Annotated in this window: 40 protein-coding genes and 2 tRNA genes; 35 read left to right on the top strand and 7 right to left on the bottom strand. The window is 62.5% G+C overall.

Translation table 11 applies throughout. The features are described from left to right. The first annotated feature begins 28 nt into the window (after nt 1-28). On the top strand, nt 29-418 hold the full coding sequence (locus C7K55_RS08885) for a DUF1815 family protein (RefSeq protein WP_106632374.1): 390 nt from the start codon (nt 29-31) through the stop codon (nt 416-418). Between the two features lie 15 nt (nt 419-433). Here the strand turns inward: C7K55_RS08885 and recA are convergent, their stop codons facing one another. The 6 genes from recA to ndhN form a co-directional block, all read right to left on the bottom strand. Continuing rightward, the gene (gene recA / locus C7K55_RS08890; RefSeq protein ID WP_241518280.1) at nt 434-1,669 is read right to left on the bottom strand and encodes a recombinase RecA; all 1,236 of its coding nucleotides are present in this window, start codon (nt 1,667-1,669) and stop codon (nt 434-436) included. Between the two features lie 191 nt (nt 1,670-1,860). After that, on the bottom strand, nt 1,861-2,649 hold the full coding sequence (locus C7K55_RS08895; RefSeq protein ID WP_106632376.1) for an HAD family hydrolase: 789 nt from the start codon (nt 2,647-2,649) through the stop codon (nt 1,861-1,863). Between the two features lie 9 nt (nt 2,650-2,658). Beyond that, nucleotides 2,659-2,730 (bottom strand) — tRNA-Gln (locus C7K55_RS08900). Between the two features lie 123 nt (nt 2,731-2,853). Further along, nucleotides 2,854-4,497, bottom strand: a complete 1,644-nt coding sequence (locus tag C7K55_RS08905) for an AAA family ATPase (protein ID WP_106632441.1) — start codon at nt 4,495-4,497, stop codon at nt 2,854-2,856. A gap of 32 nt (nt 4,498-4,529) precedes the next feature. Continuing rightward, the gene (locus tag C7K55_RS08910) at nt 4,530-5,549 is read right to left on the bottom strand and encodes a Light dependent period protein LdpA domain-containing protein (RefSeq protein WP_106632377.1); all 1,020 of its coding nucleotides are present in this window, start codon (nt 5,547-5,549) and stop codon (nt 4,530-4,532) included. Further along, nucleotides 5,539-6,000, bottom strand: coding sequence for an NAD(P)H-quinone oxidoreductase subunit N (gene ndhN / locus C7K55_RS08915; RefSeq protein ID WP_106632378.1), 462 nt, complete (start codon nt 5,998-6,000; stop codon nt 5,539-5,541). Before ndhN ends, C7K55_RS08910 begins: the two co-directional genes overlap by 11 nt. A 454-nt stretch (nt 6,001-6,454) precedes the next feature. On the opposite strand from ndhN, the gene rplC reads away from it, so the two are divergent. The 30 genes from rplC (at nt 6,455) to prfA (ending at nt 23,227) form a co-directional block, all read left to right on the top strand. Next, entirely contained in the window at nt 6,455-7,102 is a 648-nt protein-coding gene (gene rplC / locus C7K55_RS08925) for a 50S ribosomal protein L3 (RefSeq protein WP_106632380.1), read from the top strand. 11 nt (nt 7,103-7,113) lie between these two features. Continuing rightward, nucleotides 7,114-7,749, top strand: coding sequence for a 50S ribosomal protein L4 (rplD, locus tag C7K55_RS08930; protein ID WP_106632381.1), 636 nt, complete (start codon nt 7,114-7,116; stop codon nt 7,747-7,749). After that, nucleotides 7,742-8,044 (top strand): 50S ribosomal protein L23, encoded by a 303-nt coding sequence (locus tag C7K55_RS08935; RefSeq protein WP_094560045.1) that lies wholly within the window; start codon nt 7,742-7,744, stop codon nt 8,042-8,044. Before rplD ends, C7K55_RS08935 begins: the two co-directional genes overlap by 8 nt. Nucleotides 8,045-8,059: 15 nt before the next feature. Then, a complete protein-coding gene (rplB, locus tag C7K55_RS08940) occupies nt 8,060-8,923 on the top strand; it encodes a 50S ribosomal protein L2 (RefSeq protein WP_106632382.1) in 864 nt (287 codons plus the stop codon). A 35-nt stretch (nt 8,924-8,958) separates the two neighbouring features. Beyond that, on the top strand, nt 8,959-9,234 hold the full coding sequence (gene rpsS / locus C7K55_RS08945; RefSeq protein WP_106632383.1) for a 30S ribosomal protein S19: 276 nt from the start codon (nt 8,959-8,961) through the stop codon (nt 9,232-9,234). Between the two features lie 4 nt (nt 9,235-9,238). Further along, entirely contained in the window at nt 9,239-9,592 is a 354-nt protein-coding gene (rplV, locus tag C7K55_RS08950; RefSeq protein ID WP_106632384.1) for a 50S ribosomal protein L22, read from the top strand. Between the two features lie 19 nt (nt 9,593-9,611). Further along, the gene (gene rpsC, locus C7K55_RS08955; protein ID WP_106632385.1) at nt 9,612-10,340 is read left to right on the top strand and encodes a 30S ribosomal protein S3; all 729 of its coding nucleotides are present in this window, start codon (nt 9,612-9,614) and stop codon (nt 10,338-10,340) included. 16 nt (nt 10,341-10,356) lie between these two features. Beyond that, nucleotides 10,357-10,800 carry a 50S ribosomal protein L16 gene (rplP, locus tag C7K55_RS08960; RefSeq protein ID WP_106632386.1) on the top strand — a complete coding sequence of 148 codons (444 nt, stop codon included), beginning with the start codon at nt 10,357-10,359 and terminating at the stop codon, nt 10,798-10,800. Nucleotides 10,801-10,803: 3 nt separating this feature from the next. Further along, the gene (gene rpmC, locus C7K55_RS08965; RefSeq protein ID WP_106632387.1) at nt 10,804-11,028 is read left to right on the top strand and encodes a 50S ribosomal protein L29; all 225 of its coding nucleotides are present in this window, start codon (nt 10,804-10,806) and stop codon (nt 11,026-11,028) included. A gap of 16 nt (nt 11,029-11,044) precedes the next feature. After that, the gene (gene rpsQ / locus C7K55_RS08970; RefSeq protein ID WP_094560052.1) at nt 11,045-11,296 is read left to right on the top strand and encodes a 30S ribosomal protein S17; all 252 of its coding nucleotides are present in this window, start codon (nt 11,045-11,047) and stop codon (nt 11,294-11,296) included. Nucleotides 11,297-11,308: 12 nt separating this feature from the next. Then, nucleotides 11,309-11,674: a 50S ribosomal protein L14 gene (gene rplN / locus C7K55_RS08975; protein WP_106632388.1), complete on the top strand. Its 366-nt coding sequence runs from the start codon at nt 11,309-11,311 to the stop codon at nt 11,672-11,674. Nucleotide 11,675: 1 nt separating this feature from the next. Then, on the top strand, nt 11,676-12,032 hold the full coding sequence (gene rplX / locus C7K55_RS08980; protein ID WP_106632389.1) for a 50S ribosomal protein L24: 357 nt from the start codon (nt 11,676-11,678) through the stop codon (nt 12,030-12,032). 107 nt (nt 12,033-12,139) lie between these two features. After that, on the top strand, nt 12,140-12,679 hold the full coding sequence (gene rplE / locus C7K55_RS08985) for a 50S ribosomal protein L5 (RefSeq protein ID WP_106632390.1): 540 nt from the start codon (nt 12,140-12,142) through the stop codon (nt 12,677-12,679). A gap of 19 nt (nt 12,680-12,698) precedes the next feature. After that, a complete protein-coding gene (gene rpsH / locus C7K55_RS08990) occupies nt 12,699-13,100 on the top strand; it encodes a 30S ribosomal protein S8 (RefSeq protein WP_106632391.1) in 402 nt (133 codons plus the stop codon). 17 nt (nt 13,101-13,117) lie between these two features. Continuing rightward, nucleotides 13,118-13,657 (top strand): 50S ribosomal protein L6, encoded by a 540-nt coding sequence (gene rplF, locus C7K55_RS08995; protein ID WP_106632392.1) that lies wholly within the window; start codon nt 13,118-13,120, stop codon nt 13,655-13,657. 32 nt (nt 13,658-13,689) lie between these two features. Continuing rightward, on the top strand, nt 13,690-14,055 hold the full coding sequence (gene rplR / locus C7K55_RS09000) for a 50S ribosomal protein L18 (RefSeq protein WP_106632393.1): 366 nt from the start codon (nt 13,690-13,692) through the stop codon (nt 14,053-14,055). Nucleotides 14,056-14,069: 14 nt separating this feature from the next. Beyond that, a complete protein-coding gene (gene rpsE, locus C7K55_RS09005) occupies nt 14,070-14,723 on the top strand; it encodes a 30S ribosomal protein S5 (protein ID WP_106632394.1) in 654 nt (217 codons plus the stop codon). A gap of 9 nt (nt 14,724-14,732) precedes the next feature. Beyond that, complete coding sequence (gene rplO, locus C7K55_RS09010) at nt 14,733-15,182, top strand: 50S ribosomal protein L15 (protein WP_106632395.1); 450 nt, start codon at nt 14,733-14,735, stop codon at nt 15,180-15,182. 102 nt (nt 15,183-15,284) lie between these two features. Then, nucleotides 15,285-16,604 carry a preprotein translocase subunit SecY gene (gene secY, locus C7K55_RS09015; protein WP_106632396.1) on the top strand — a complete coding sequence of 440 codons (1,320 nt, stop codon included), beginning with the start codon at nt 15,285-15,287 and terminating at the stop codon, nt 16,602-16,604. A 61-nt stretch (nt 16,605-16,665) separates the two neighbouring features. Beyond that, complete coding sequence (locus C7K55_RS09020; protein ID WP_106632397.1) at nt 16,666-17,226, top strand: adenylate kinase; 561 nt, start codon at nt 16,666-16,668, stop codon at nt 17,224-17,226. A gap of 65 nt (nt 17,227-17,291) precedes the next feature. Continuing rightward, nucleotides 17,292-17,405 carry a 50S ribosomal protein L36 gene (gene rpmJ, locus C7K55_RS09025; protein ID WP_048018126.1) on the top strand — a complete coding sequence of 38 codons (114 nt, stop codon included), beginning with the start codon at nt 17,292-17,294 and terminating at the stop codon, nt 17,403-17,405. 91 nt (nt 17,406-17,496) lie between these two features. Beyond that, nucleotides 17,497-17,862: a 30S ribosomal protein S13 gene (rpsM, locus tag C7K55_RS09030; RefSeq protein ID WP_106632398.1), complete on the top strand. Its 366-nt coding sequence runs from the start codon at nt 17,497-17,499 to the stop codon at nt 17,860-17,862. 117 nt (nt 17,863-17,979) lie between these two features. Continuing rightward, complete coding sequence (gene rpsK, locus C7K55_RS09035; RefSeq protein ID WP_010311626.1) at nt 17,980-18,372, top strand: 30S ribosomal protein S11; 393 nt, start codon at nt 17,980-17,982, stop codon at nt 18,370-18,372. A gap of 57 nt (nt 18,373-18,429) precedes the next feature. After that, nucleotides 18,430-19,368 (top strand): DNA-directed RNA polymerase subunit alpha, encoded by a 939-nt coding sequence (locus C7K55_RS09040; protein WP_106632399.1) that lies wholly within the window; start codon nt 18,430-18,432, stop codon nt 19,366-19,368. Nucleotides 19,369-19,412: 44 nt separating this feature from the next. Then, the gene (rplQ, locus tag C7K55_RS09045; RefSeq protein WP_106632400.1) at nt 19,413-19,763 is read left to right on the top strand and encodes a 50S ribosomal protein L17; all 351 of its coding nucleotides are present in this window, start codon (nt 19,413-19,415) and stop codon (nt 19,761-19,763) included. A 71-nt stretch (nt 19,764-19,834) separates the two neighbouring features. Beyond that, nucleotides 19,835-20,755: a tRNA pseudouridine(38-40) synthase TruA gene (gene truA, locus C7K55_RS09050; protein WP_106632401.1), complete on the top strand. Its 921-nt coding sequence runs from the start codon at nt 19,835-19,837 to the stop codon at nt 20,753-20,755. 81 nt (nt 20,756-20,836) lie between these two features. Continuing rightward, nucleotides 20,837-21,289, top strand: a complete 453-nt coding sequence (gene rplM / locus C7K55_RS09055; RefSeq protein WP_106632402.1) for a 50S ribosomal protein L13 — start codon at nt 20,837-20,839, stop codon at nt 21,287-21,289. Next, on the top strand, nt 21,286-21,687 hold the full coding sequence (gene rpsI / locus C7K55_RS09060; protein WP_106632403.1) for a 30S ribosomal protein S9: 402 nt from the start codon (nt 21,286-21,288) through the stop codon (nt 21,685-21,687). The genes rplM and rpsI overlap by 4 nt, the downstream gene beginning before the upstream one ends. A gap of 33 nt (nt 21,688-21,720) precedes the next feature. After that, nucleotides 21,721-22,035: a 50S ribosomal protein L31 gene (gene rpmE / locus C7K55_RS09065; RefSeq protein WP_106632404.1), complete on the top strand. Its 315-nt coding sequence runs from the start codon at nt 21,721-21,723 to the stop codon at nt 22,033-22,035. A gap of 94 nt (nt 22,036-22,129) precedes the next feature. After that, entirely contained in the window at nt 22,130-23,227 is a 1,098-nt protein-coding gene (gene prfA / locus C7K55_RS09070; protein ID WP_106632405.1) for a peptide chain release factor 1, read from the top strand. A gap of 6 nt (nt 23,228-23,233) precedes the next feature. Here the strand turns inward: prfA and C7K55_RS09075 are convergent, their stop codons facing one another. After that, a complete protein-coding gene (locus C7K55_RS09075) occupies nt 23,234-23,734 on the bottom strand; it encodes an HNH endonuclease (protein ID WP_106632442.1) in 501 nt (166 codons plus the stop codon). Nucleotides 23,735-23,784: 50 nt separating this feature from the next. On the opposite strand from C7K55_RS09075, the gene alr reads away from it, so the two are divergent. The 4 genes from alr to C7K55_RS09095 all read left to right on the top strand — a co-directional run bounded on the left by alr (nt 23,785) and on the right by C7K55_RS09095 (nt 26,370). Further along, nucleotides 23,785-25,002, top strand: coding sequence for an alanine racemase (gene alr / locus C7K55_RS09080; RefSeq protein WP_106632406.1), 1,218 nt, complete (start codon nt 23,785-23,787; stop codon nt 25,000-25,002). Nucleotides 25,003-25,020: 18 nt separating this feature from the next. Further along, a tRNA-Ser gene (locus tag C7K55_RS09085) sits at nt 25,021-25,109 on the top strand. Nucleotides 25,110-25,892: 783 nt separating this feature from the next. Continuing rightward, the gene (locus C7K55_RS14155) at nt 25,893-26,015 is read left to right on the top strand and encodes a hypothetical protein (protein ID WP_254969703.1); all 123 of its coding nucleotides are present in this window, start codon (nt 25,893-25,895) and stop codon (nt 26,013-26,015) included. 175 nt (nt 26,016-26,190) lie between these two features. Then, nucleotides 26,191-26,370 carry a hypothetical protein gene (locus C7K55_RS09095; protein WP_106632407.1) on the top strand — a complete coding sequence of 60 codons (180 nt, stop codon included), beginning with the start codon at nt 26,191-26,193 and terminating at the stop codon, nt 26,368-26,370. The last annotated feature ends 66 nt before the right edge of the window (nt 26,371-26,436 follow it).

Raw genomic sequence — 26,436 nt, forward strand, 5'->3', positions numbered from 1 at the left:
AGGATCTTTATGAATCCGTCGGGTCGTCGTGTTCCCACGCTTAGCCGAGCAGTACAGATCTGTGGTTCACGACCTGGTGATGAGTCTTCAGGCTCTCGCCAAAAGCCTTCAAGACCGAGGCATTGCTGCCACCTGCTACGTCTGCGGTGATGGCCGGGATGGTCACGGGGCCTCCTTCGTCGCCAACCTCGACGCAAACCACATGGTGCGGTTTTTAGTTTCCGATTTCGGCATCAGCTGGGTGGAATCCCGCGATGGCCACGAACTGGTGAAGTTGGAAGGAGCCGAAGCCATCCAGGAGCTACAGCGAGTCGCCCAGGTGCTCCAAAGCCCCGTAGCAGCCAAGGGATCGCGAGCTCAATCGCCAGCCAACCCGCCTAACCCCAACCAGCTCAAGGGAGCATTCACGCACCCTTGAGCTGGGACAAGCCGCTCAGCTAGCCACCAGCAACTCTTCGAGGCCATCGCCCGCTTCAGCGAGCCCTGATGCTGCAACAGCCGCCTTGGCAGCCGCGGCCAGGGGCTTCATGGAATTGGCGGTGACCTCTGAGCCCTCCTTCAGCTTTTGCCGAGTGAGTTGCTCAATCACCTCAGCCTGGGCTGGGTTTTGCTCCAACCAGGTGATCGTGTTGTCCCGGCCCTGACCAATGTTGTCGCCCTCGTAGCTATACCAGGCACCTTTGCGGATCACCACACCGGTCTCCTCAGCCAGGTCGAGCAAACAGCCAAGGGTGCTGATGCCACGGCCAAACAGGATGTCGAATTCGGCGATCCGGAAGGGCGGGGCGACTTTGTTTTTTGCCACCTTCACCTTGGCGCGGATGCCGTACTCCTCGGTGCCCCGCTTGAGGGTCTGAATCCGGCGAATGTCCAAGCGCACCGATGCATAAAACTTGAGGGCGTTACCACCGGTGGTGGTTTCCGGATTGCCGTAGGTGACACCGATCTTCTGGCGCAGCTGGTTGAGGAAGATCACGGTGCAGCCGGATTTACCGATGTTGCCGGTGATCTTGCGCATGGCCTGGCTCATCAGGCGAGCCTGGGCACCTACAGCCAGGTCCCCCATTTCACCTTCAATTTCAGCGCGGGGGGTCAAGGCCGCCACCGAGTCGATCACCACGATGTCTACGGCCGCTGAACGCACCAGCTGGTCGACAATCTCCAAGGCCATCTCACCGGTATCCGGTTGGGAGACCAGCAGGTTTTCAATGTCAACGCCAAGGGCAGCTGCATAAACGGGGTCGAGGGCATGCTCCGCATCCACAAAAGCGGCCACACCACCTCGCTTCTGCACCTCGGCAATGGCATGCAGCGTGAGGGTGGTCTTACCGGAACTCTCCGGCCCATAGACCTCAACTACGCGACCCTTGGGATAGCCCCCACCCAGGGCCAGATCCAGGGTGAGAGCCCCAGTGCCGATGGTTTCCACCCGCATGCGGGACGCATCCCCCAGGCGCATGATCGAACCCTTGCCGAAATTACGCTCGATCTGATTCAAGACAAGCCCCAAGGCCTTGTCGCGCTCGGCGGCTGCCCGGCTATCGGCAGTCGAATTATTAGCTGAAGAGGCGGTAGCCGCAGAAGAGGCAGAAGCCGAAGCAGAACTGGCTGAGGCGCGGGAAGCAGGGGGCACGGAAGGGCTGGAGGAGGAGTTAGGGGTAGCGGGCATAACAGCAATCAAATGCGAAGGAACAGGCCGCAAAGACGCAAAGCAGGGCGGGGAGCGAGCCGTAAATCGGCATTACCCGCAGGCACGACCTCCAGGCAAACCGGAAGACGGCCATCCTGCGGCCTCTAAGCAGCAAGTGCCCCTAAAGCGGGCCGGCGTATCAATTACTTATAGTACGAGCGTACTCTAGCTCACTGGGGCCATTGCGCCAGGGGGGCAGCAAATAGCTCCGGCGTCAGCCAGCCGATGTCAGCCGGCAAAGCCTCAGCGTCCTGGGGGCACAAGTACCCCCAACTCACCAAAAAACACCGAACCGATGCCAAGCGGGAATCTGCCCGCACTGTTGCCAGCGTGGGGCGTCGGTCTTCGACAAACCAGAGCGGGCGCCCATGATCCAGCAGCTGGTGCAGCACCTCGGGCTTGCTGCCGTGCTCGTGGCCATAAAGGGCGGAAGGCTCTAGAGCCGCAGCCGCCAACAGCCTGGCCGCAAAAGCGGCGCCCTTGGTGGTGAGCACCATCCAGTCGGCCCCTTCCTGCCCCAAGCGCTGTAATCGCTCCTTCACCCCCGGGTAAAGCCTGTGGCGGGAAAGCCAGGCAGCAGGCGCTTCAGCGATGGCGGCATTGCGGACCTGCTCGAGCTGGCGCTGCAGCCGCTCCGGCTGCCACCCCCAACGGGCCAGAGCGGCAGGCAAGGCCCCGTCGTAATCGGCCAGCAACTCCTCCAGATTGAGATCCGGGCGGCCCAGCTCCGCTGCCATCAGCACCATCTCCCAACCCTTGTGAATCAGGGGCCGCAAGCTGGTGAAACCTGCCGGTGCCTGCTCGGGGAGCACCAGCTCTGGAGCCAGCTGCAGGGCCGCCGCCCGGGCCGACCACCAGTATTCGGGCATGCCATCCATCAACACCCCGTCGAAATCAAAAACGATCAAGGGGCCAGATTTAGCCCAAAAGCCAGTCGCAGCAGGGGGAGCGAAAGACATGGATCAAAACTGGGTCGCTAGGATTCGAACCTAGGAATGGCGGTACCAAAAACCGCTGCCTTACCGCTTGGCGACGACCCAATGGCGCTCTGAAAGAGCTTGAACCAAACCTAACGGATGGGCTCAACCGGAAATTCCGGATACCAAGATAGTTACCCATAGCGCCCGGTCCTTCGTCAACCGCCGCAGCCACCGGCTCCTAGCTCAGACAGGAAATAGCCGCAGTCGCTGCTCCACACCGCGACCAAACACAGCGCTGCGTAGCCGGTAGCGATCAGCTAATTCCGCCTGCATCAACCGCACCCTCTCGCTGCGGGGCAGCAGCTCTACGGGCTGGCCGTGGGGCAACACCACCTGTTCAACAGCCAGCCGGCATTCCTCCAGCCCGGCGAGTGCGTCATCGGCCTGGGCGCTGCAGGCAGCCACTGCGACTGGATCCTTTTGCGCCTGGCCCTCACGATGACGCTGGAGCAGCCGCTCTAGGGCGCGCTGCAGCTGGGGCGGGGCCGCCGACTTCAAGACCAAAATCGGCAGGCCCAGGTCCTGAGCCTGACGGCGCACATGGGGATCACGGCCGAGATGTTGGCGCAGGCTGAGTACCGCGTCAGCCAGCTCGACACTGCCCACCAGCTCCACGGGCAACTGACGGGCCCGCACCACCTGCTCCAGCGGCCCCAGGCTGAGGCCCGCTCCGTACACCCGCAACATCGCTGCCGCAGCTTCAACCGCTGGGAGCTCTGACGCCGCGTCAGCGTCCTCCAACTCGGGCAGGGGTGCGGCCGCCAGCCGTGGTCGCCCATGGGGCCGCGGCGCCACCGCCTCCCTGGCAGCTGGGGCAGGCGCTGACTCAAGTTGCCGCTGCAGCTGCCCATCGGCGCCGAGCTCCCGAATCTCGGGGCGCCCCACCTGGCCCCGCAGCAGCATGTCCACCGTGCGTGCCACATCCCTGTGCACATGCCAACGATGGCGGCTGTGCATCTCAACCGCCATGGCAAAAGTGGGCTCGGCAGCCCTCTCCAACACGGTTTTCTGCGTGCGACGGCGGCGGGCCTCCTCATCGCCGAGCGTCACCGCCTGAATGCCACCCACCAAATCGGAGAGGGTGGGATTTTTAATCAAGTTTTCGATGGCATTGCCATGGGCCGTGGCCACGAGCATCACGCCACGCTCGGCAATGGTGCGAGCCGCCTGGGCTTCAAGCTCGGTGCCGATCTCGTCAATAACGATCACCTCGGGCATGTGGTTTTCCACGGCCTCGATCATCACCTGGTGCTGAAGCTCCGGCCGGGCTACCTGCATGCGCCGGGCGCCGCCGATGGCGGGATGGGGAATGTCGCCATCCCCGGCGATTTCATTGCTGGTGTCAATCACCACCACCCGCTTGCCCAGGTCGTCGGCCAACACCCGGGCGATCTCGCGCAGGGCGGTGGTCTTGCCCACACCAGGGCGCCCCATCAACAGCAGCGACTCGCCGGAATCGAGCAGGTCGCGCACCATGGCCACTGTGCCAAACACTGCTCTGCCCACCCGGCAGGTGAGTCCCACGATCGTGCCGGTGCGGTTGCGGATCGCACTGATGCGATGCAGGGTGCGCTCAATGCCGGCACGGTTGTCGCCGCCGAAGCTGCCTAATTTCTCCACCACTACAGCCAGGTCGGCGCGCTCCAGGGGCTGATTGCCCAGGGCGCTTACCTGGCCCGGATAGCGGGCCTCGGGCACCCGGCCCAGGTCGAGCACAACCTCCAGCAACTGCTCACGCGACTCGGCGGTCGCCAGGGCCGCCTGCACCACCTCAGGCAGCAGGGCCAGCAGGCGATCGAGGTCGTCGGTGACGCGCTGGGGGGCGATCAAAGCAGGGCTGGACAACGAATCGCAAGGCACTACGTACGTTCTAGCCAGGGATTAACAAGCTCCCGAGCCAGCCCCAGGGCAAGGGGGAAAAGCTCGGCATCGGCCAGCAAAGAGCGTCCCCGCCCCTGGGCCTCAAGTAGCAGGGGCTGCAACAGCCGGCGAGCCACGCCACCAAAGGCGACGCCAGCGATTCGATGCTGCAAGGGATAGCTAGTCAACTGAGGCAGCGTGTGAGCGTTGGTGCCCCCAGCCAGCTGCACGGGGCCGGGGGGAGCCTGGGGGAGCACGGCCGCAACCAACTTGACGGCCGCTCGGGCCGTACCCGCCCCCACATCACCACTCATCGGCCGGCCATCGAGCTGCCAGAGGGGACGAAAGCCGGCGCCGCGCAGCAGGCTGAAGCGCTGCCATAGCTCCGCCACCAGCGCAGCGGGCGATTGGGCTGTGCCCTCAAGACCCGCACTCACCGCCAGCCGCTGCAGCTGCACGCCACTGGCCCGCAGCTGGCCAACCCGCTCTGCAAAGGCCACGCCGCGACCGGGGTGGGTGTGGAGTTCCACCGCATCAGGGCGCAACTGCGCAAGCAGGGGAGGCACATCCGCCCCTGCCAGCACCTGACTCCGCTCCTCAATCAGTCCGTGGGGGCAGGCAGGCAGGCAGCGGCCACAGCCATAGCAGCGCTCCGCCAACACTCCTGGAGCGCCAGTAGCAGCAAGCCCGATGGCCAAGGCCGGACAAACCCGCTCACAGGGGCGGGGGCAGGCCGGCGGGCAGCAGGCGGGGTCGAACCAAGCCTTACGGAAATGGGGATCGTCGCCATCGCTGAGGCTCAACATCAGCCAGGGGCGACTGGCGCCACGGGCTTCAGCCCAATCAATCCCTCGGCGGATCGCGGCCACTACAGCCGCATCTACCGCGCCATCTATGCAGTGCACACCGGCCAGAGAAAAAATGCCGCAGAGGTCTTCGATCCCAGCCAGATCCTGGTTGCTAGCCCCACAGATCAACTTGACCCAGCGGCCTGAGGCGAGAGCCTCCTCAGGCGTCAAGCAGCTGCTCAAGGGGCTGCCAGCGCAGTTCACGGGAACCGCCCATCTCCACCACAAGCTTGAGTCGAGTCTCACGCTGACAGTGGGAAATCAGGGAGCCCAATTCAGCCTGAGACAGAACCTGACCCTCCAACAACCACAGCAGGATCGGCTGCGTGCCCTCGAGCAAAGCCCCCAATTGGGGCATCACCCGCTGCACCTCGCCCACGGCTGCGCCCCTGCCCACGCTCTGGTGACCCAGGTGGGGCGGACGCACACCGTGCAACTGCAAAAGAAAGGCCTCAGGATCACCAAGCCCCCGCGCCGATGTGAGCTGGGCGCGATAACCAACAGCCCGCATCCGGCGCATCAAGCGAGTCTCTGCGCCACCCTCAAGGGGTGCAAATAGGGCCAGAGCACCGGCGCGCTCAAGGTCCTGGCGGAAACCGCGACCGGAGAGCAGCAGGGGCATTACAGGTAATTGCTAGCTAGACACCACTCTGACAGCCCAAGCAGGGTTAGGTGGTGCGGTATGTTCATCAACTGTGCCATTGATATGTGCCCGACCGCTAGCCGGGCCTCCAGATCACGGCGCACGATCACCAGTGGTGGTGATCGTCCTCGGCCAGCACGGTTCCAGCAGCTTTAAAAGGTTGCAGGTCCCGTCGGGAAACTGCCAGAACGCATTGCTCTCACGTCTGTTGAGTCCAGTCCGGTTCCGATAAGTCCCAGCCGCGCTGATCCGAATCAGATCAGCCTCGCTAGCCCTTGGAAATCGCAACCCGTCGATGGAGGCCCAAGCTTCCGCGGCGAAGAGCGGCCCCTCGGCCGAGCCAGGCAAAATCCTGACCGCTTCAGTTTCACCGTCGTGCATGAGCCCCTTGCTCACTGCGCCCGGTGGTCCAGCTGGCGTTGTTTCCCCTCCTATGTCTATCGGCATTCTTGGGAAGAAATTGGGCATGTCCCAGTTCTTCAACGACGAGGGCAAGTCCATCCCGGTCACCTTGATCGAGGCGGGTCCTTGCCGCATCACCCAACTCAAAAGCACCAGCACCGACGGCTACAACGCCGTTCAGCTTGGTTTTGGCGACATTCGCGAAAAGCTCGTGAACAAGCCAGCCAAGGGGCACCTAGCCAAATCTGGTGATGAGGTCCTGCGCCACCTGAAGGAATATCGGGTCGACAGCGTGGATGGCCTTGAGCTGGGTGGCTCCATCTCCGTGACGGCCTTTGAGCCTGGTCAAAAGGTTGATGTGAGCGGCGACACCATGGGCCGTGGCTTTTCCGGCCTCCAAAAGCGCCACGGCTTCAGCCGGGGCCCCATGACCCACGGTTCCAAGAACCACCGAGAGCCTGGCTCGATCGGCGCCGGCACCACGCCGGGCCGCGTCTACCCCGGCAAGCGCATGGCGGGCCGCTACGGCGGCAAACAAATCACCACCCGCGGCCTCGTCATCCTCAAAGTGGATGTGGAGCGCAACTTGCTGGTAGTGAAGGGTTCGGTGCCCGGCAAGCCTGGCGCCCTGCTCAACATCCGCCCGGCGAACCGGGTGGGCGCCAAAGCCGGGAACTGAGGAGAAAACCAATGGCTAATTGTGTAATTCGCGACTGGCAAGGCAAGGAGGCCGGCAAGGCTGCCCTTGAACTCAAAGTTGCTAAGGAATCGTCTGCCACAGACTTGGTGCATCGCGCCGTGGTGCGTCAGCTGGCAAACGCCCGTCAGGGCACGGCCAGCACGCTTACCCGCGCTGAAGTAGCCGGTGGCGGCCGCAAGCCCTACAAGCAAAAGGGCACAGGACGGGCTCGCCAAGGCTCGATTCGAACCCCCCTCCGCCCCGGCGGTGGTGTGGTGTTTGGTCCCAAGCCCCGCAGCTACACCCTGGCGATGAACCGCAAGGAGCGTCGCCTGGCCCTGCGCACCGCGTTGATGAGTCGCATCAACGACATCACCGTGGTCAAGGGCTTTGGCGTTGGGCTCGATACTCCCAAAACCAAGGAAATCACCGCCGGCCTCGGCCGGCTTGGTATCGAAGCCGGCACCAAGGTGCTGGTGGTGCTCGACGGAGCCTCCGAGGCCGTGCGCCGCTCGGTGCGCAACCTCGAGAAGGTCAAGCTGATCGCTGCGGATCAGCTCAACGTGTTTGATTTGCTCCACGCCAACAAGTTGGTGGTGAGCGAGGAAGCACTCGCGAAGATTCAGGAGGTCTACGGCGATGGCTGAACGTTTTTCGAGCCGGCTTGCGGATGTGATCCGTCGGCCGCTGATCACCGAGAAGGCCACCCGGGCCCTCGAGCAGAACCAGTACACCTTTGAGGTGGACCATCGGGCTGCAAAACCCGATATCAAGGCTGCCGTTGAACAGCTGTTCGACGTCAAAGTCATCGGCATCAGCACCATGAATCCCCCTCGCCGCTCCAGGCGGGTGGGCCGCTTCGCCGGCAAACGTGCCCAAGTGAAGAAAGCAGTGGTGCGCCTCGCCGAAGGCAATGCCATCCAGCTGTTCCCTGAGTCCTGAGGGGTCTGAAAAGAAATGGCTATCCGTAAATACCGACCCATCACCCCCGGCACCCGTACCCGTGTCGCCAGCGACTTCTCTGAAGTAACTGGCCGCGAACGGGAGCGAGGCCTGGTGGTCGCCAAACACCGCCGCAAAGGTCGCAACAACCGCGGCGTGATCACCTGCCGCCACCGCGGCGGTGGTCACAAGCGCCTCTACCGCATCGTCGACTTCCGCCGCGACAAGCTCGGAGTCGTCGCCAAAGTGGCGGCCATCCACTACGACCCGCACCGCAACGCCCGCCTAGCGCTGCTCTTCTACGTCGATGGCGAGAAGCGCTACATCCTTGCTCCGGCTGGCATTGAGATCGGACAGCAGGTGATCTCTGGACCCGAGTCGCCGATTGAAACGGGGAATGCCCTGCCTCTTTCTGCCATCCCCCTCGGCTCCAGCGTCCACAACGTCGAGCTCTATGCCGGTCGGGGCGGCCAGATGGTCCGCACGGCTGGTGCCAGTGCCCAAGTGGTTGCCAAAGAGGGCGACTACGTAGCCCTCAAGCTGCCTTCCACCGAGGTGCGCCTTGTGCGCCGCGAGTGCTACGCCACCCTTGGTGAAGTTGGCAACTCCGAAGTGCGCAACACCAGCCTGGGCAAGGCTGGTCGCAAGCGCTGGCTTGGTCGCCGGCCTGAAGTGCGTGGATCGGTGATGAACCCCTGCGACCACCCTCACGGTGGTGGTGAGGGCCGCGCCCCGATCGGACGCTCTGGGCCGGTCACCCCCTGGGGCAAGCCTGCCCTTGGCTACAAAACCCGTAAGCGGAACAAACCCAGCAATCGGTTTGTGCTCCGGAAACGTCGCCGTACCTCCAAACGGAGCCGTGGCGGACGCGATTCCTGATGATCAACACCGCTTTGCTGTTCGCTTAATCAACCATGGGACGTTCGCTCAAAAAAGGACCGTTTGTTGCCGACAGCCTGCTTCGCAAGGTTGAAAAGCAAAACGGCGCAGATGACAAGTCCGTGATCAAAACCTGGTCACGTGCTTCCACCATCCTGCCGATGATGATCGGCCACACCATTGCCGTTCACAACGGCAAATCCCATGTTCCCGTCTACGTGACGGAACAGATGGTGGGCCACAAACTCGGGGAATTTGCCCCCACCCGCACCTTCCGGGGCCACATCAAGGATAAGAAAGGAGGCCGCTGACGCTATGGCAAACACACCTTCCAACCAGGCTCTCGCCCACGGCCGCTTCATCCGCGGTTCCGTATCCAAGGTGCGACGGGTTCTCGACCAGATCCGCGGCCGCAGCTATCGCGAGGCCCTGATCATGCTCGAGTTCATGCCTTACCGCTCAACCGGCCCAATCACCAAGGTGTTGCGCTCGGCTGTGGCTAACGCCGAGAACAATCTCGGCCTAGACCCCTCGACATTGGTAATCGCTTCAGCGATCGCCGACATGGGTCCCTGCCTGAAGCGCTTCCGCCCACGCGCCCAGGGTCGTGCCTACGCGATCAAAAAACAAACCTGCCACATCAGCATTGCTGTGGCTCCTTCCACCTAACCCCCGAGGACACCGAAAGATGGGACACAAGATCCATCCAACCGGCCTGCGCCTGGGGATTACCCAGGATCACCGCTCGCGTTGGTACGCCCCCAGTAAGACCTATCCAATCCTGCTTCAGGAAGACGACCGCATTCGCAAGTTCGTCCATAAGAAGTACGGCGCCGCAGGCATCAGCGACGTGCTGATTGCCCGTAAGGCAGATCAACTGGAAGTTGAACTCAAGACCGCCCGTCCCGGCGTGCTTGTTGGCCGTCAGGGCAGCGGCATTGAGGAGCTACGTACCGGCATTCAGAAAACCCTCGGTGATGCCAACCGTCAGGTGCGCATCAACGTGGTGGAGGTAGAGCGGGTCGATGCCGACTCGTTCTTGCTGGCTGAATACATCGCCCAGCAACTGGAGAAGCGCGTTGCCTTCCGCCGCGTCATCCGCATGGCCGTGCAACGGGCCCAGCGGGCTGGCGTGCTCGGCCTGAAAATCATGGTGGCTGGCCGACTAAACGGCGCCGAGATCGCCCGGACCGAATGGACCCGGGAAGGTCGCGTGCCCCTGCACACCCTGCGTGCCGACATCGACTACGCAACCAAACTGGCCAGCACCACCTACGGGGTGCTGGGTATCAAGGTGTGGATTTTCAAAGGCGAGGTGCTGCCTGGCCAGAAAGAGCAGTTGCCCGTTGGTGCTGCGCCCCGCCGCCGGACCAGCCGGCAGCCGCAACAGTTTGAAGACCGCTCTAACAAAGAGTGATCCGGAGCCCTGAACCATGCTGAGTCCAAGACGCGTCAAATTCCGCAAACAACAGCGAGGCCGCATGCGCGGTGTCGCTACCCGGGGCAACACGATTGCCTTCGGGGAGTTTGCATTGCAGGCCCAGGAATGTGGCTGGATCACCTCCCGCCAGATTGAAGCCAGCCGCCGAGCCATGACCCGCCACGTCAAACGCGGCGGCAAGATCTGGATCCGGATCTTCCCTGACAAACCAGTCACCATGCGCGCCGCCGAAACCCGTATGGGTTCTGGTAAAGGCAACCCGGAATTCTGGGTGGCCGTAATCAAACCGGGCCGCATTCTGTTTGAAATGGGTGGCCCTGAAATCACCCCCGAGATCGCCAAGGAAGCCATGCGCCTGGCGCAGTTCAAGCTTCCTCTCAAGACCAAATTCCTGAGCCTGGCGGATCAGGAAATCGCAGCCCCAGTGGAGGCCTGACCGATGGCAAAACCCAACATCGCCGATGTGCGCAAGCTCACCGGTGACCAGATCAACGAACAGGTCAACGCCACCAGGCGTGAACTGTTTGAGTTGCGCTTCCAGCAAGCCACCCGCCGGCTGGAAACTACTCACCGCTTCAAGGAGGCTCGCATCAAGCTGGCCCACCTGATGACGGTGCAGCAGGAGCAGCAACGCTCCGCCGCCACGGCTGCTTCAGCCTCCTGATACCCCCTCGATCCCCATGGCACTCAAGGAAAGGGTCGGCACCGTCGTCAGCGACAAGATGGACAAAACGGTGGTGGTGGCGGTGGAAAACCGCTTCCCCCATCCCATCTATCAAAAGACGGTCAGCCGCACCACCAGATACAAAGCCCACGATGAAGCGAACAGCTGCAAAGTGGGTGACCGGGTTCGCATCACCGAGACCCGCCCGCTCAGTCGCACCAAGCGCTGGACCGTGGCCGAAGTTCTCACCAACAGCACCGCCGGTTGAGGAGAACTCCTAATGATCCAACAAGAAACCTATTTAAACGTCGCTGATAACAGCGGCGCCAAGCGCATCCAATGCATCCGGGTGCTCGGCACAAACCGTCGCTACGCCCACGTGGGCGACGTGATCGTGGCAGCCGTCAAGGATGCCATGCCCAACATGGGTGTCAAAAAATCGGATGTGGTCAAAGCCGTAGTGGTGCGCACCAAAGCCACCCTGCGCCGTGACACCGGCAATTCAATCCGGTTTGACGACAACGCAGCCGTGATCTTGGGTAACGACAACAACCCCAAGGGAACCCGAGTCTTCGGCCCGGTTGCCCGTGAACTGCGCGAGCGCAACTTCACCAAGATCGTTTCCCTCGCTCCGGAGGTCATCTGAAATGGCGACCGCAACTCCCAAGGCAAAACCCGCTGAGCGCATCAAGATGCGCGTCAAAAAGGGTGACACCGTCCAGCTGATCTCCGGCAAGGACAAGGGCAAAACCGGAGAGGTGCTACGCACCCTTCCCTATGAAAATCGTGTCGTAGTGCAGGGAATCAACCTGCGTACCCGCCACGTCAAACCCACCCAGGAAGGCGAGAGTGGCCGCATCGTGACCGAGGAAGCCTCTGTGCATGCCTCGAATGTGATGCTCTACTCCAGCTCAAAACAGGTGGCAAGCCGCGTTGAAATCGTGGTGGAGAAAGACGGCACTAAAAAGCGTCGCCTCAAGAAGACAGGAGAAATCCTCGATTGAGCTCCAGAGGCGTGCCCCGCGAGCACTCGCGCAGGCCCCGCCAACTTCAACTCCAGTCCCTGTCAGCCTTCTGACCCAGACCAGAAGCGCACCCCCCTCTCCCCGTCATGTCACTGAAAAAGCGCTACCGGGAGTCGATTCAGCCCAAACTCCTAAAGGACCTGAATCTCTCCAATATTCACGAAGTTCCCAAGGTGGTGAAAGTCACCATCAACAGGGGCCTCGGCGAAGCGGCCCAGAATGCCAAAGCCCTCGAGGCCTCAATCACCGAAATGGCCACAATCACTGGCCAAAAAGTGGTGGTGACTCGAGCCAAAAAAGCAATCGCCGGCTTCAAAATTCGCCAGGGGATGCCAATCGGTGTCGCCGTCACCCTGCGTGGTGAGCGGATGTATGCCTTCCTGGAGCGCCTAATCAATCTTGCTCTGCCCCGCATCCGCGACTTCCGCGGTGTGAGCCCCAAGAGCTTTGACGGCCGGGGGAATTACACCCTGGGGATCCGCGAACAAATCATTTTCCCTGAGATCTCCTTCGACAAAATCGATGCGATCCGGGGGATGGACGTCACGATTGTGACCAACGCCCGTAACGACGAAGAGGGCCGGGCCCTCCTCCGCGAGATGGGAATGCCGTTCCGCAGCAACTGAGCCCTCTTCGGACCCGACCATGGCCAATCACGACCCAATTTCAGACATGCTCACCCGCATCCGCAATGCGAGTGAGAAGCGCCACGAAACCACCAAGATTCCTGCATCCCGACTGGTGCGTAACGTCGCCAATGTGCTGCAGCAGGAAGGCTTCATCGCCGCAGTCACCGAAGAAGGTGAGGGCGTCACGAAGCACTTGGTGCTTGAGCTCAAGTACAGCGGCAAGCATCGCCAGCCCACGATTCGCTCTGTCCAGCGAGTCAGCAAGCCAGGCCTGCGCATTTACAAGAACAATCGCCAGTTGCCCAAAGTTTTGGGCGGCCTGGGAGTTGCCATCATCTCTACGTCGAAAGGGGTGATGAGCGACCGCGATGCCCGTAAGCAGGGCGTCGGCGGCGAAGTGCTCTGCTACGTCTACTGAATCTGGGAGATTGATCCATGTCTCGTATTGGTAAAGCGCCGATTCCCCTCCCCGACAAGGTGAGCGTCAGCCTCAATGGCTTGGCAGTCACCTTGAAGGGTCCTAAGGGCGAACTCAGCCGCACCCTGCCCGAAGGGGTGCAGATCTCCCAGGACGGCAACACCCTGGTGGTGAGCCCCAGCAGCGAAACCCGTCGCTCCCGCGAGCGCCACGGTCTCTGCCGCACGCTTGTCGCCAACATGGTGGAAGGCGTCAGCCAGGGATACACCCGCAAGCTGGAAATTATTGGCGTTGGCTATCGCGCCGCCGTCCAAGGCACAAAGCTTGTGGTCTCAGCTGGCTACAGCCACCAGGTGGAGATGGTGCCCCCCGAGGGCGTCACCTTCGCCGTAGAGGGAAATACCACCGTGTTTGTCTCCGGTGCCAACAAGGAATTGGTGGGCAACGAAGCTGCCAAGGTGCGTGCCATTCGTCCGCCTGAGCCTTACAAGGGCAAGGGCATCAAGTACGAGGGTGAGCGCATCCTGCGCAAGGCCGGTAAGACCGGTAAGAAATGAGGTCTGCCTGAGCGTCGTTACCCTGTATCGCAATGTCATCCATCTCCCGCAAACAGCAGACCCAGAAGCGTCACCGCCGCCTGCGTCGTCAGCTCACTGGCACGTCCTCCCGTCCCCGGTTGGCCGTGTTCCGCTCCAACAACCACATCTACGCGCAGGTCATCGACGACGACGCCCAGAACACCATCTGTGCGGCTTCGACCCTCGACAAGGACCTGCGCACCAACCTCGACGCCAGCTCTACCTGTGATGCCTCCGTGGCGGTAGGCGAGCTGGTAGCCAAACGGGCGCTCGCCCAAGGCATCCAGCAGGTGGTCTTCGATCGAGGCGGCAACCTGTACCACGGCCGGGTCAAGGCCCTGGCTGACGCCGCCCGGGAAGCGGGCCTTCAGTTCTGATCCCTGCTCTCACCATGACCGAAACCAACGATCAAGTTCAGTCCAACGACATCCCGGCCGCGTCGGATGTACCTGCTGCTGCCGAAGGCCAGCAGGATCGCCGCGGTGGTCGGGCTGAAGGCCGAGGCGGCGATAGCCGTCGCGGTGGCGGCCGCGGGCGCGACAACCGTCGCGGCCAGGAGCGCGACTCCGAATGGCAGGAGCGGGTGGTGCAAATCCGCCGCGTCTCCAAGACCGTTAAAGGCGGCAAGAAGATGAGTTTCCGGGCCATCGTTGTCGTTGGCAACGAGAAGGGCCAAGTAGGTGTGGGCGTCGGCAAAGCCGGCGACGTGATCGGCGCCGTCCGCAAGGGCGTAGCCGATGGCAAGAAGCACCTGGTCAAGGTGCCCCTAACCCGTCACAACTCCATCCCTACCCTCAGCAACGGCCGCGACGGTGCCGCCAGCGTGCTGATCCGCCCGGCAGCGCCCGGAACCGGGGTGATTGCGGGCGGCTCGATCCGCACGGTGCTCGAATTGGCCGGCATCAAAAATGTGCTGGCCAAGCGCCTCGGATCCAAGACCCCCCTCAACAACGCCCGCGCTGCGATGGAGGCATTGGCCGGCCTTCGCACGCACAAGGAGACCGCCAAGGAGCGGGGCATCTCCCTAGAGCAGATCTACTCCTAAGGCCTCGTCATGACGTTCAATCTCCAGTCTCTCAAATCCAACCCTGGCGCCCGGCGCCGCAAGCTCCGCAAGGGTCGCGGCATTGCTGCGGGCCAGGGTGCCAGCTGCGGTTTCGGCATGCGCGGCCAGAAGTCCCGTTCGGGTCGGCCGACCCGTCCTGGCTTCGAGGGTGGCCAAATGCCTCTCTACCGCCGCATCCCCAAGCTCAAGCACTTTGAGCTGGTCAACCAGAAGGAGTTCACGATCATCAACGTGGCCAAGCTCGCCGACTGCAAAACCGGCAGCACCATCAGCCTCGATTCCCTGGTGAAGGATGGTCTCGTGACCAGCCCCAAGCACCCCCTCAAGGTGCTTGGCAACGGTGAACTCTCCGTCAAGCTCACCGTGCAGGCCGCCGCATTTACTGCCAGCGCCCGCACCAAGATCGAAGCTGCCGGTGGCAGCTGCGAAGTCATCTGATCGCCTTGCGGGCCTCCGCCCTAAGGTCTGAGCCGTCCAGTCGAGCCCCGGGCACGCCACGGGTCTTGATGGGCGGTTTTTTCATGTCCATCACACGCCGCCATGCTTGTTAGCCGGGGTCGCAACCCAAGCGCCGGGGAAATCCTCAGCCAACTGATCCAGTCGAAGGGACTGCGCGACCGGGTGCTAACCACCCTCGGCCTGCTGCTGCTGGTCCGGCTGGGCATCTACATCCCGATGCCAGGCATCGACCGGGTGGCCTTTCAGCAGTTCCTCTCCCAGGGCGGTCAGCTGATCGGGTTCCTGGACATCTTCACCGGGGGCGGCCTGTCCACCCTCGGCGTTTTCGCTCTGGGCATCCTGCCGTTCATCAACGCCTCGATCATCATTCAGCTGCTTACCGCGGCCCTGCCCCAACTGGAGGACCTCCAGAAGAATGAGGGCGAGGCCGGCCGGCGCAAGATCGCCCAGATCACCCGCTACGTAGCTCTGGGCTGGGGCATCCTTCAGAGCCTGGTCTTTGCCCTGATCCTGCGGCAATACGCCACAGAGGGCCTTTCGGAGCCGGTGTTTGTAATCCAAACGGCCCTCGCCCTGGTTACCGGCTCGATGGTGGTGATGTGGATCAGCGAGGTGATCACCGAGCGAGGCATCGGTCAAGGCGCCTCGCTGGTGATCTTCGTCAACATCGTGGCCACCCTGCCCAAGGCCCTGGGTTCAACGATCGAGCTGGCCCAGAGCGGTGACCGCAGCACAGTTGGCGGCATTGTCGTGCTTGTGCTGGTTTTCCTGTTGACGATCGTGGGGATCATCTTTGTGCAGGAAGGCAACCGCCGCATCCCAATTGTCAGCGCCAAGCGCCAAGTGGGCGGAGCAGGGGTGCTTGCGGCGCGCCAGAGCTATCTGCCGCTCAAGCTCAACGCCGGCGGCGTGATGCCCATCATTTTTGCCTCGGCCGTGGTTTTCCTGCCGCTCACCATTGCCAACCTCACCCGCAACCCTTGGCTGATCAAGTTGGCGGGATATCTCAACCCCAACAGCAGCACTCCCTGGCTGTACGCCTTGGTTTTCTTCGGCCTGATCTGCGGCTTCGGCTTCTTCTACGCCTCACTCACCGTAAACCCGGTGGACATCGCCACCAACCTCAAACGCAGTGGGGTGGCGATCCCTGGCGTGCGGCCCGGCTCTGCCACCGCCAGCTATCTGAGCGGAGTGCAAAACCGACTCACCCTGCTCGGCGGCTTGTTCCTTGGCGCCGTTGCGATCATTCCCTCAGCCGTGGAAGGGGCCACCCAGGTGCGCACCTTCCAGGGACTGGGAGCCACCTCCCTGCTGATTCTTGTGGGCGTTGCGATCGACACAGCCAAACAAGTGCAGACCTACGTGATCTCCCAGCGCTACGAGGGCATGGTGCGCGAGTGACCACCAGCCCCTTGCCTGCGGGCCTCGCAGCAACCCCTTCCTCCAACTTTCAAGTTCAGCGATGAAGCAACGTCTCCTCTTCCTTGGCCCCCCCGGCGCTGGCAAGGGCACCCAAGCCCAGCAACTGGCCGCCGATCGCCAGCTGCTGCATCTCTCTACGGGGGACCTGCTGAGGGCGGAGGTAGCTGCTGGCAGCGATCTGGGTAAGGAAGCCGAGGCCGTAATGGCCCGTGGTGAGCTGGTGAGTGATGCGCTGGTGCTGGCGATTGTGCGTGGCCGGCTGGAAGCACTGGCCGCCAGCGGCGGCGGCGGCTGGTTACTGGATGGCTTCCCCCGCAACCTCGCCCAAGCCGAGGCTCTGGGGCTGTTGCTCGATGAGCTGCAGCAACCGATCGAGCTAGTGGTGCTGATGGAGCTCGACGACGCCGTCTTGATCCAAAGGCTCCTTAGCCGGGGGCGCTCTGACGACAACGAAAGCGTGATTCGCCACCGGCTGGAGGTCTACCGGGAACAGACCGCACCTCTTATTCACCACTATCAGCAGCTTGGCTTGCTGCAGGCCATTGAGGCCAATGGCAGCGTCGATGCGATCGCTGAACGGATCGCCGCCCTGCTCGGCTGAGTCACTTAAGGGTGTTGACCGGTGTGGTAGGTTGTCGGTTTGCAAATTAGGAGAGCACAACTCCCATGAAGGTGCGTGCCTCGGTCAAGAGAATGTGCGACAAATGCCGGGTGATTCGTCGCCACGGCCGGGTGATGGTGATCTGCACCAATCCCAAGCACAAACAGCGCCAAGGCTGACCAGCCCTAGCCCGCCCCCTTGGGGGCCAGCTGTGCATCATTTCCCCGCTCCGTTCAGGCGGAGCCCCTTGCCCCCTCATCGAATTACTACGTGGCTCGGATTGCCGGCGTTGATATCCCACGCGAAAAGCGCGTCGAGATTGCCCTCACCTACGTGTATGGCATCGGTCTTACCCGTGCCCAGAAGATTCTGGCCAAATCCGGTGTCAGCCCTGACATACGGGTAAAAGACCTCAGCGACGCCGACGTACAAAAGTTGCGCGGTGCTGCCGAAACCTTCACCCTCGAAGGCGACCTGCGCCGTCAAGAGGGCATGGCCCTCAAGCGCCTCCAAGACATCGGCTGCGTGCGCGGTCGCCGCCATCGCATGGGTCTGCCCGTGCGTGGCCAGCGCACACGCACCAATGCGCGCACCCGTCGTGGTGCTCGCAAAACCGTGGCCGGCAAGAAGAAGTAAGGCCTCGCCTTCCTTCACCTGCTCCCACCCTGCCGCCAACTGCGTAAGCGACCGGCGTCACCAGGGTGCCTCCCGACGTTCCCCTGATCACCTCCTGCACCAGCAGGCCTTTCCGCCATGGCAAAGCCAGCCAAAAAATCCGGCGCCAAGAAAACGAAGCGCAACGTCCCCAACGGCGTTGCCCACATTCAGAGCACTTTCAACAACACGATCGTGTCGATCACCGACACCGCCGGAGAGGTGATTTCCTGGAGTTCCGCCGGTGCCAGCGGCTTCAAAGGAGCCCGCAAAGGCACACCCTTTGCCGCCCAAACCGCAGCTGAAGCAGCAGCACGCCGCGCCCTCGAGCAGGGCATGCGCCAGATCGAAGTCCTTGTGAGGGGTCCTGGTTCAGGCCGCGAAACCGCAATCCGAGCCCTGCAGGTGGCCGGCCTTGAAATCACCCTGATCCGCGACGTGACTCCCCTTCCCCACAACGGTTGCCGTCGCTCCAAGCGCCGTCGCGTCTGAGTCGTCGTTTCGTTCCTGCCCCCCTGGGCTTTCTCCAACCTTTCGACCCTTCAGACCGTGTTGCATTACCAAATCGATCGCATTGAGCACGAGGTCGCGGAAGACCGATCCCAGATTGGTACCTTCCTGATCGGCCCGCTCGATCGCGGCCAGGCCACCACGCTTGGCAATGCCCTGCGACGCGTCCTGATCGGCAGCCTCGAAGGCAGTGCCATCACCGCGGTACGCATTTCCGGAGTCAACCACGAGTACGCCACCGTGCCTGGGGTTCGTGAAGACGTGCTCGACATTCTGCTCAACTGCAAGCAGATCTCCGTTAGCAGCCGCAACCGCGAGCTGGAGATCGGACGCCTAGTGGTGAATGGCCCCGCGACGGTTACCGCCGCGGATCTGCAGTTCTCCTCCCAGGTTCAGGTAATCGATTCAGATCGCCTGATCGCCACCGTGGCTGAAGGCCACAGCCTCGAAATGGAGGTCCATGTGGAGCGTGGTGTTGGCTATCGGCCCGTCAATCGCCACAGCGAAGACACCAACGCCATTGACCTGCTTCAGATCGATGCTGTGTTCAAGCCCGTGCGCCGGGTCAACTACACGGTGGATGAAACCGCCGTTGGTGAGGGTGGATCCGCTCGCGAAAGACTGCGCCTGGAGATCGAAACCAATGGCAGCGTCACACCAGACGACGCCATGGCCCAATCAGCCAACCAGCTGATCGGTCTGTTCCAGCCCCTGGCCAGCTTGACCATGGTTGAAGAGCCCGGCCTTGAGCCCGAGCCCTCCGCCGAGGCCCAAATTCCTCTCGAAGAGCTAAACCTCTCCGTGCGGGCCTACAACTGCCTGAAGCGCGCCCAGGTCAACTCCGTGTCCGACCTGATGGGCTTCAGCTACGAAGATCTGCTGGAGATCAAAAACTTCGGCTCCAAATCAGCCGACGAGGTGATCGAAGCGCTGGAGCGCATCGGCATCACCCTGCCCCAGAGCCGCACTAGCGCCTGATCGGCGGCCCCTTTACCGACAGCCTTCTCACCTGAGTCAGACCTATGAGACACCAGTGCCGAGTCCCCATGCTGGGACGCCCCGCCGACCAACGCAAAGCCATGCTGCGGGGTCTCACCACCCAGCTGATTCGCGAAGGTCGGGTTACCACGACCAAAGCCCGTGCCAAGGCGTTGCGCGATGAAGCTGAGCGCATGATCAGCCTGGCCAAGGACGGCAGCCTGTCTGCCCGTCGCCGCGCCATCGGTTACATCTATGACAAGCAGTTGGTTCATGCCCTGTTTGACAAAGCTCAAGACCGCTATGGCGAGCGCCAAGGTGGCTATACCCGCATCATCCGCACCGTTCCCCGCCGCGGCGACAACGCCGAAATGGCCATCATCGAATTGGTCTAAATCTCTACCCCTCTGGCGAGATTCCAAACTGCCGCGGTGGCTTAAGCCCACCGCGGTTTTTTAATGGCTGCATGGTGCCCGTGCTGACTCCCGCCCCCGCCCTGCGCCGCATCGCACTTTGCCTGCAATACGACGGCTCCGCGTACTGCGGCTGGCAGCGGCAACGCAATGCCCACAGCGTGCAGCAGACCCTGGAGCAAGCGATAGCTGGGCTTGACCCCCAAGGACCCAATCGCACCATGGCTGCTGGGCGCACCGATACGGGCGTGCATGCTGCTGCCCAGGTGGCACATTTCGAAGCTGCTGGGCCAATTCCGCCGGAGCGCTGGGCCAAGGCCCTCAATGGTCGGCTACCGGCCACGATCCGCATCCGGGCGGCTGTAGAGGTTGACCCCAGCTGGCACGCCCGCTTCAGCGCTAGCTACCGGCGGTACCGCTACACGATCTACAACGCCCGCACCCCCAACCTGTTCCTGGCCCCCTGGAGCTGGCACCGCTATCAGCGCCGGTTGGATGAACAAGCCATGGGCCAGGTCCTGGAGTCCATGCTGGGAGAACACGACTTTTCTGCCTTTCAACGAGCCGGCAGCCGCCGAGCCCACGGCCGCACCACCCTTCAGGAGGTGCGTTTGGAGCGCCAGGGTGACCTGATCAGCGTCGAGTTGCAAGCCAGCGGTTTTCTTTACGGCATGGTGCGTCTGGTGCTGAGCCAACTCGTGGCGGTTGGCGAGGGGCGGCTCAGCAGCTCCGACTTCGAGCGCCGCTGGCGCGAGTGCCAACGCGTGGAAGTAAAAGAGGCCGCACCACCGCAGGGCCTCTGCCTGCTGCGGGTGGGCTACCCCAAACCAGTTTTCCCACGAGCCGCCTGGTATGATTGCCAACCGCGGTATCAGCTCGAGATTTCCGATTCTCCGGATCTCCAGCCTGGTTCAGCCCAGCCTTTCGTCAGTTCAGCGCAGCTACCTCCTGGGGGCGCGCCGGCCAGGCGGTAAGGTCACTGAACCCGGGCGTTGGGTTTCCAACGACCAGCTGTCCTGCCCCACTTCCGGCCTGCCGGTGCCTGATCAGGCGAAATGAACAAGACCCCCCTGCCCTCAATTGATTCCCTCGACCGCCAGTGGTACCTGGTGGACGCAGAGAATCAGACCCTCGGTCGCCTGGCGAGCGAAGTGGCCCAAGTGCTGCGCGGCAAGAACAAGCCCTGCTACACACCCCACCTCGACACCGGCGACTTTGTCATCGTCATCAACGCCGACAAGGTGAAGGTGAGCGGTAACAAGTCGACCCAGAAGATCTACCGCCGCCACTCCGGCCGGCCCGGTGGCATGAAGACCGAAACCTTCGCCCACCTCCAAGCCCGGATCCCTGAGCGGATCGTGGAGAAAGCCATCAAAGGCATGCTTCCCCACAACGCCCTGGGTCGTCAGCTGTTCCGCAAGCTGAAGGTTTACAAGGGTACTGAGCATCCCCACGCTGCCCAACAACCCCAAGCCCTAGCCCTCGATCCCGCCACTGCCGCCCAATGAGCACTAACAAAGTCGTCTATTGGGGTACGGGTCGTCGTAAGACGGCAGTCGCCCGAGTGCGTGTGGTTCCCGGCAACGGCACAGTAACCATCAACGGTCGCCCTGGCGACAACTACCTCAACTACAACCCCGTCTATCTCGCAGCGGTCAAAGCTCCCCTGCAGACTCTCGGGCTTGCAACTGACTATGACCTGCTGGTGAATGTGCGTGGTGGTGGGCTTACTGGCCAAGCCGACGCCATCAAGCAGGGTGCAGCTCGTGCCTTGTGTGAATTGTCCCCGGACAACCGCAAACCCCTTAAAACAGAAGGCCACCTCAGCCGCGACCCCCGCGCCAAGGAGCGTCGCAAGTACGGCCTGAAGAAAGCTCGTAAGGCGCCTCAGTTCTCCAAGCGCTGATTTCTTCCCTCCGCCATCAGCCCCTTCCCCGTCATGCCCAAGGCCGAAATTCATCCCACCTGGTATCCCGATGCCAAGGTGATTTGCAACGGAGAGGTGGTTATGACCACCGGTTCCACCTCCCCCGAACTCCACGTCGATGTGTGGAGTGGCAACCACCCCTTCTATACAGGCACCCAAAAGATCCTCGACACCGAGGGCCGTGTAGACCGCTTCATGCGCAAGTACGGCATGGGTGGAGCAGATTCACTCTCCAACGCCGCTGCCAAGCAGGAGCCCCAAGTTGAGGCCCCGGCCGAAGCTGCAACCGAAGTTGAGACCGAGGCCCCCGCTGTGGCCGAAGCCTGATCTCTGCAGGCCTGATTGAACCCCCCAGCCGGGTGCTTACGGGCACCCGGCTTTGTGTTGTCTGGTGCCCATGCGGGCTCCTCCTATCTCGCTGATGGATCCTTCCCTGCTGCATGAGCGTCTGGAGACGGCCCGCCGCACCTTCGAGACCCTGGAACGCCAGCTGGCCGATCCAGCCGTGGCGGCTAATCCCAGCCAGATGCAGGCCATCGCCCGCGAGAGGGCTCGGCTTGAGCCCTTGGTGCAGGACCACCTGAGCCTGCAGAAACTGCAGCAGGAAGAACGAGAAGCTCGCGCCCTGCTGAAGGAACATCGGGGCGACCTCGCCATGGAGGAACTGGTCAACGAGGAGCTGGCAACCCTGGCGGAAGCCACGGCCAGCCTGCTCGACAAGCTCACGGTGGCCCTGCTGCCCCGAGACCCCCGCGATGAGCGCAGCGTGATGTTGGAGATCCGCGCCGGCGCCGGTGGCGATGAAGCGGCGATCTGGGCCGGCGATCTAGCCCGCATGTATGAGCGCTACGCCCAAGGGGTGGGCTGGCGGGTGGAACCGGTGAGCGCCTCCGAAGCCGAGCTCGGGGGCTACAAAGAACTGATCCTCGCCATCAAGGGGGATGGGGTTTTCAGCCAGCTGAAGTTTGAGGCCGGCGTGCATCGGGTGCAACGGGTGCCGGCCACCGAGTCCCAGGGCCGGGTGCACACCTCAACCGCCACGGTCGCCGTGATGCCGGAGGCTGATCCCGTGGAGGTTCAGATCGACCCCGGCGACATCGAAATCAGTACCGCCCGCTCCGGTGGCGCCGGCGGCCAAAACGTCAACAAAGTCGAAACGGCCGTAGACCTGTTGCACAAGCCCACCGGCATTCGGGTGTTCTGCACCCAGCAGCGCTCCCAGCTGCAGAACCGTGAGCGCGCCATGGAAATCCTGCGGGCAAAGCTCTATGAGCGCCAGCTGGCAGAAGCCAACGCCCAGCAGCGCTCCACCAGGCTGGCCCAGGTAGGCAGCGGCGACCGCAGCGAGAAAATCCGCACCTACAACTTCAAAGACAGCCGCACCACCGACCACCGCCTAGGCCGCAACTTCGCGCTTGAGCCGGTGCTCAACGGCCAGCTCCACGACCTGATCAGTGCCTCAATCGCCGCCGATCAGAGCCGCCAGCTCGAGGAGCTGGCCCAACAGGTAGCCAGCTGAGCGCTCTCAGGCCCCAATCACATATTTGGCCCACTCGCCATGCAGCCCTGCCGAAATCTGGCGACTGGCTTCAAAGCTGAAGCTGCCCAGGGGCCGATGAGGTGGACGCAGCAGCGGCATCGCGGCCTCCCGCGGCGTGCGGTTGCCCTTGCGGACATTGCAGGGCAGACAGGCTGTGGTGACGTTTTCCCAGGTATCGAGGCCACCGCGGCTGCGGGGCACCACATGGTCGACAGAGAGCTGCTGAGCGCTGGCCCCGCAGTACTGGCAGCGATGGCCATCGCGGTGAAACAGGTTGCGACGGGTCAGGGGCAACGGCTTGTAGGGCACCCGAACAAAATGACGCAGGCGGATCACAGTGGGGAGCAGCGTGTCCTCGCGAATCCTGCGAACCGGGTCATGCTCAAGCCCCTCCGCCTTCCCCTTCAGCACCATCACCACCGCACGACGCCAGGTGGTGATGTTGAGGGGCTCGTAGGACGCGTTTAGAACGAGAACATGGCCCATGCCAGCACCCGTGATCGGCGGCATGCTAGTGGCAATCTTCGCTGTAATCCGTGACCCAGGCGACCGAGACCAGCTGGAGTGCCCAGGCCCATGAGGCCAGCCTGGCTCGGCAACGGGCCTGGGTAGAGGTGAATACCGGCGCCATAAGTGCCAACGCCCGCAGCTTGAAACGCTGCATAGGCAATGGCACCGAGCTGATGGCTGTGGTCAAGGCCGACGGCTATGGCCATGGATCGATCTCCGTGGCCCGGGCCGCCCTCGCTGGTGGAGCTAGTCAGTGCGGTGTCGCCACCCTGAGCGAAGGCATCGAGCTACGCAGGGCCGGCATCGAAGCACCAATCCTGGTGCTCGGCAACCTCACCCAGGTAGAGGAGCTGCGCAGCTGTCTGCACTGGCAGCTCATGCCGACTATCAGCGGCATGCGCGAAGCCCTGCTCTGCCAAAACCTCGCCAGCGGCCAAGGCCGCCCGATGGCCCTGCAGCTCAAGCTCGACACTGGCATGGCTCGGCTCGGGGCCGATTGGCAGGAGGGGCCCAGACTCGTGGCCGCGATCACGGAACTGGAAGCCGTGCAGTTGGCCGGTCTCTATTCCCATCTCGCCAGTGCCGATGCATCAGCGGACGCCGATGACGGGCTCACCGATCAACAGCAGCGGCTTTTCGAGACGGTGCTGCAGGCCCTGGAGCACCAGCGCCTGCCGGCTGGCATCCGCCACCTGGCCAACTCGGCCGGCACCCTGCGCAGCCCCGCGCTGCACTACGACCTAGTGCGCGTGGGCCTGGCGCTATATGGTCACAGTCCGGCGGCCCACCTGGCTTCTGTCACTCCCCTGCAGGGAGCGATGACCCTGCACGCCCGCGTCAGCCTGATTCGGGAGGCGGGCAGCGGGGTGGGGGTGAGCTACGGCCATCGCTTCCGCACCAGCCGCCCCAGCCGTCTGGCCGTTGTTGGCATTGGCTACGCCGATGGCGTGCCTCGCCAGCTCTCCAACCAGCTGGAAGTGCTGTTTGCAGGCCAACGTCTGCCCCAAGTGGGCGCCATCACCATGGACCAACTGGTGCTCGATGCAACCGACTGCCCGGGACTGGAGGTGGGGTCGGTGGTGACTCTGCTGGGCCAGGAGGGAAGCGAACAAATCACCCCTACCGACTGGAGCGATCGCTGCCAGACCATCCCCTGGGAAATCCTCTGCGGCTTTAAGCACCGCCTGCCACGACTCACCGCCGCCCAAGCCGCCTGGGAAGCCCCAGGCGATAGGGCTCACTGATAAAGTCGTCGAGCCCCTGGAGAGGTGGCTGAGTGGTTGAAAGCGGCTCCCTGCTAAGGAGTTACAGGAGGCAACTCTTGTCGAGGGTTCGAATCCCTCCCTCTCCGTTTTAAGCAGAATTCACGGCGAGTCACCACCGCCGCGAGTCCTGCTTGCGACTGACATTGGTGAGTCAGCGATTTTCCACTAGTGCGACCCAGTACCCGCCCATGGGTGTTGGAAGTGGTGTTAGGTGCCCAGTCTTGTGGTGTTGGATGCCCGAATTGCCGAAAGGCAGCCCAGCACTGGATAGCAGCGGGTATGAGCGATGGTTCCACGCCACCTCACCCAGGGAGACCCATACCTGACGCTGTTTAAGAGAAAAGTGGGGCGTGAGCGACGGGGACGAAATCTCCGCCCACTTCCTCGACCTATGGACGGGTCGAACGCCGCCATAGGTAGTTATTTGAGTTAGGCACTGGTATTGGGTGCGAGCAGCAGCAAGGTTTGTTCACAAAAAAATCCCTGGCGTGTTCGACTCCGCCAGGGATACGCTTCCCGTCGCTCATCACGACTAACTAACGCTATTAGGTACTTACGCTCAGGCCATGGAGTGATTGCCTCAGGTGTTCATGCGGACACGCTCAAGGCACCTCACCCATCCTCGGTACACCACCCACTCTTGACCTCCGCTTGAGGAGTGGGATGGCTTGAGGACATTCCACTCAAGGAACTCCTATTCCCCAGAGGGGGCAGCAGGTGGCCCAGGGAGAGCAGCAGCTACAGCAGAAAAGCGGATACACCTGCACCATTCGCGCTGGAGCCGTGAGTCCAAGGCGTCCCATAGCACCAAGGCAGTCGCCAACAGCCGAAAGCACCCGTACCCTGCTCACAAGCCCCAACAAGACCAGATGAAGCGCCTGCTGCTACTCGCCCTGACCGCTGCGACGCTGCTGATGGGCACAACTGCCAGCGCCCACTGCGACCAGAAGCACGGGCACCAGGAAACCTCGAGCCAAAGCGCCAGGAAGTGATATCTCAGCCCCTATCGATGCTGGTGCTCTGGTTGGTCTTTGCCGTCGCAGCAGGAATCAAGTTCTGGGGCCTGGCGGCTCAGTTTAGAAAATGCCCTGAGGCCACTAGCAAGAGTACAGAGGAGTTCCGAAAGACCCTTGAACGCATCTGGGCGAAGAATCAGCAACGGGCTCAATGGAGCGCCTGAACTGGGGATACATCCAACTGGGCCTGGTCGCCCTGATCTTTGGCGGTCTTCAGGTGTGGTGGATTAGCAGCGTCTTTTGGAGGCGCGACCTGGCACGTCCACAAAGCGGTGGAGAGTTCCGCAAATCACTGGAACGGATCTGGAAGAAGGAACAGCGGCAGGGGTAGCGGCGCAATGGTTGCGTATCTATGAAGTTGCCAAAACAACCGTCTGCAACAACTGCGACACTTCAA

Origin of the sequence: Cyanobium usitatum str. Tous (assembly GCF_003011885.1) — a bacterium.
Lineage (GTDB): Bacteria > Cyanobacteriota > Cyanobacteriia > PCC-6307 > Cyanobiaceae > Cyanobium_A > Cyanobium_A usitatum.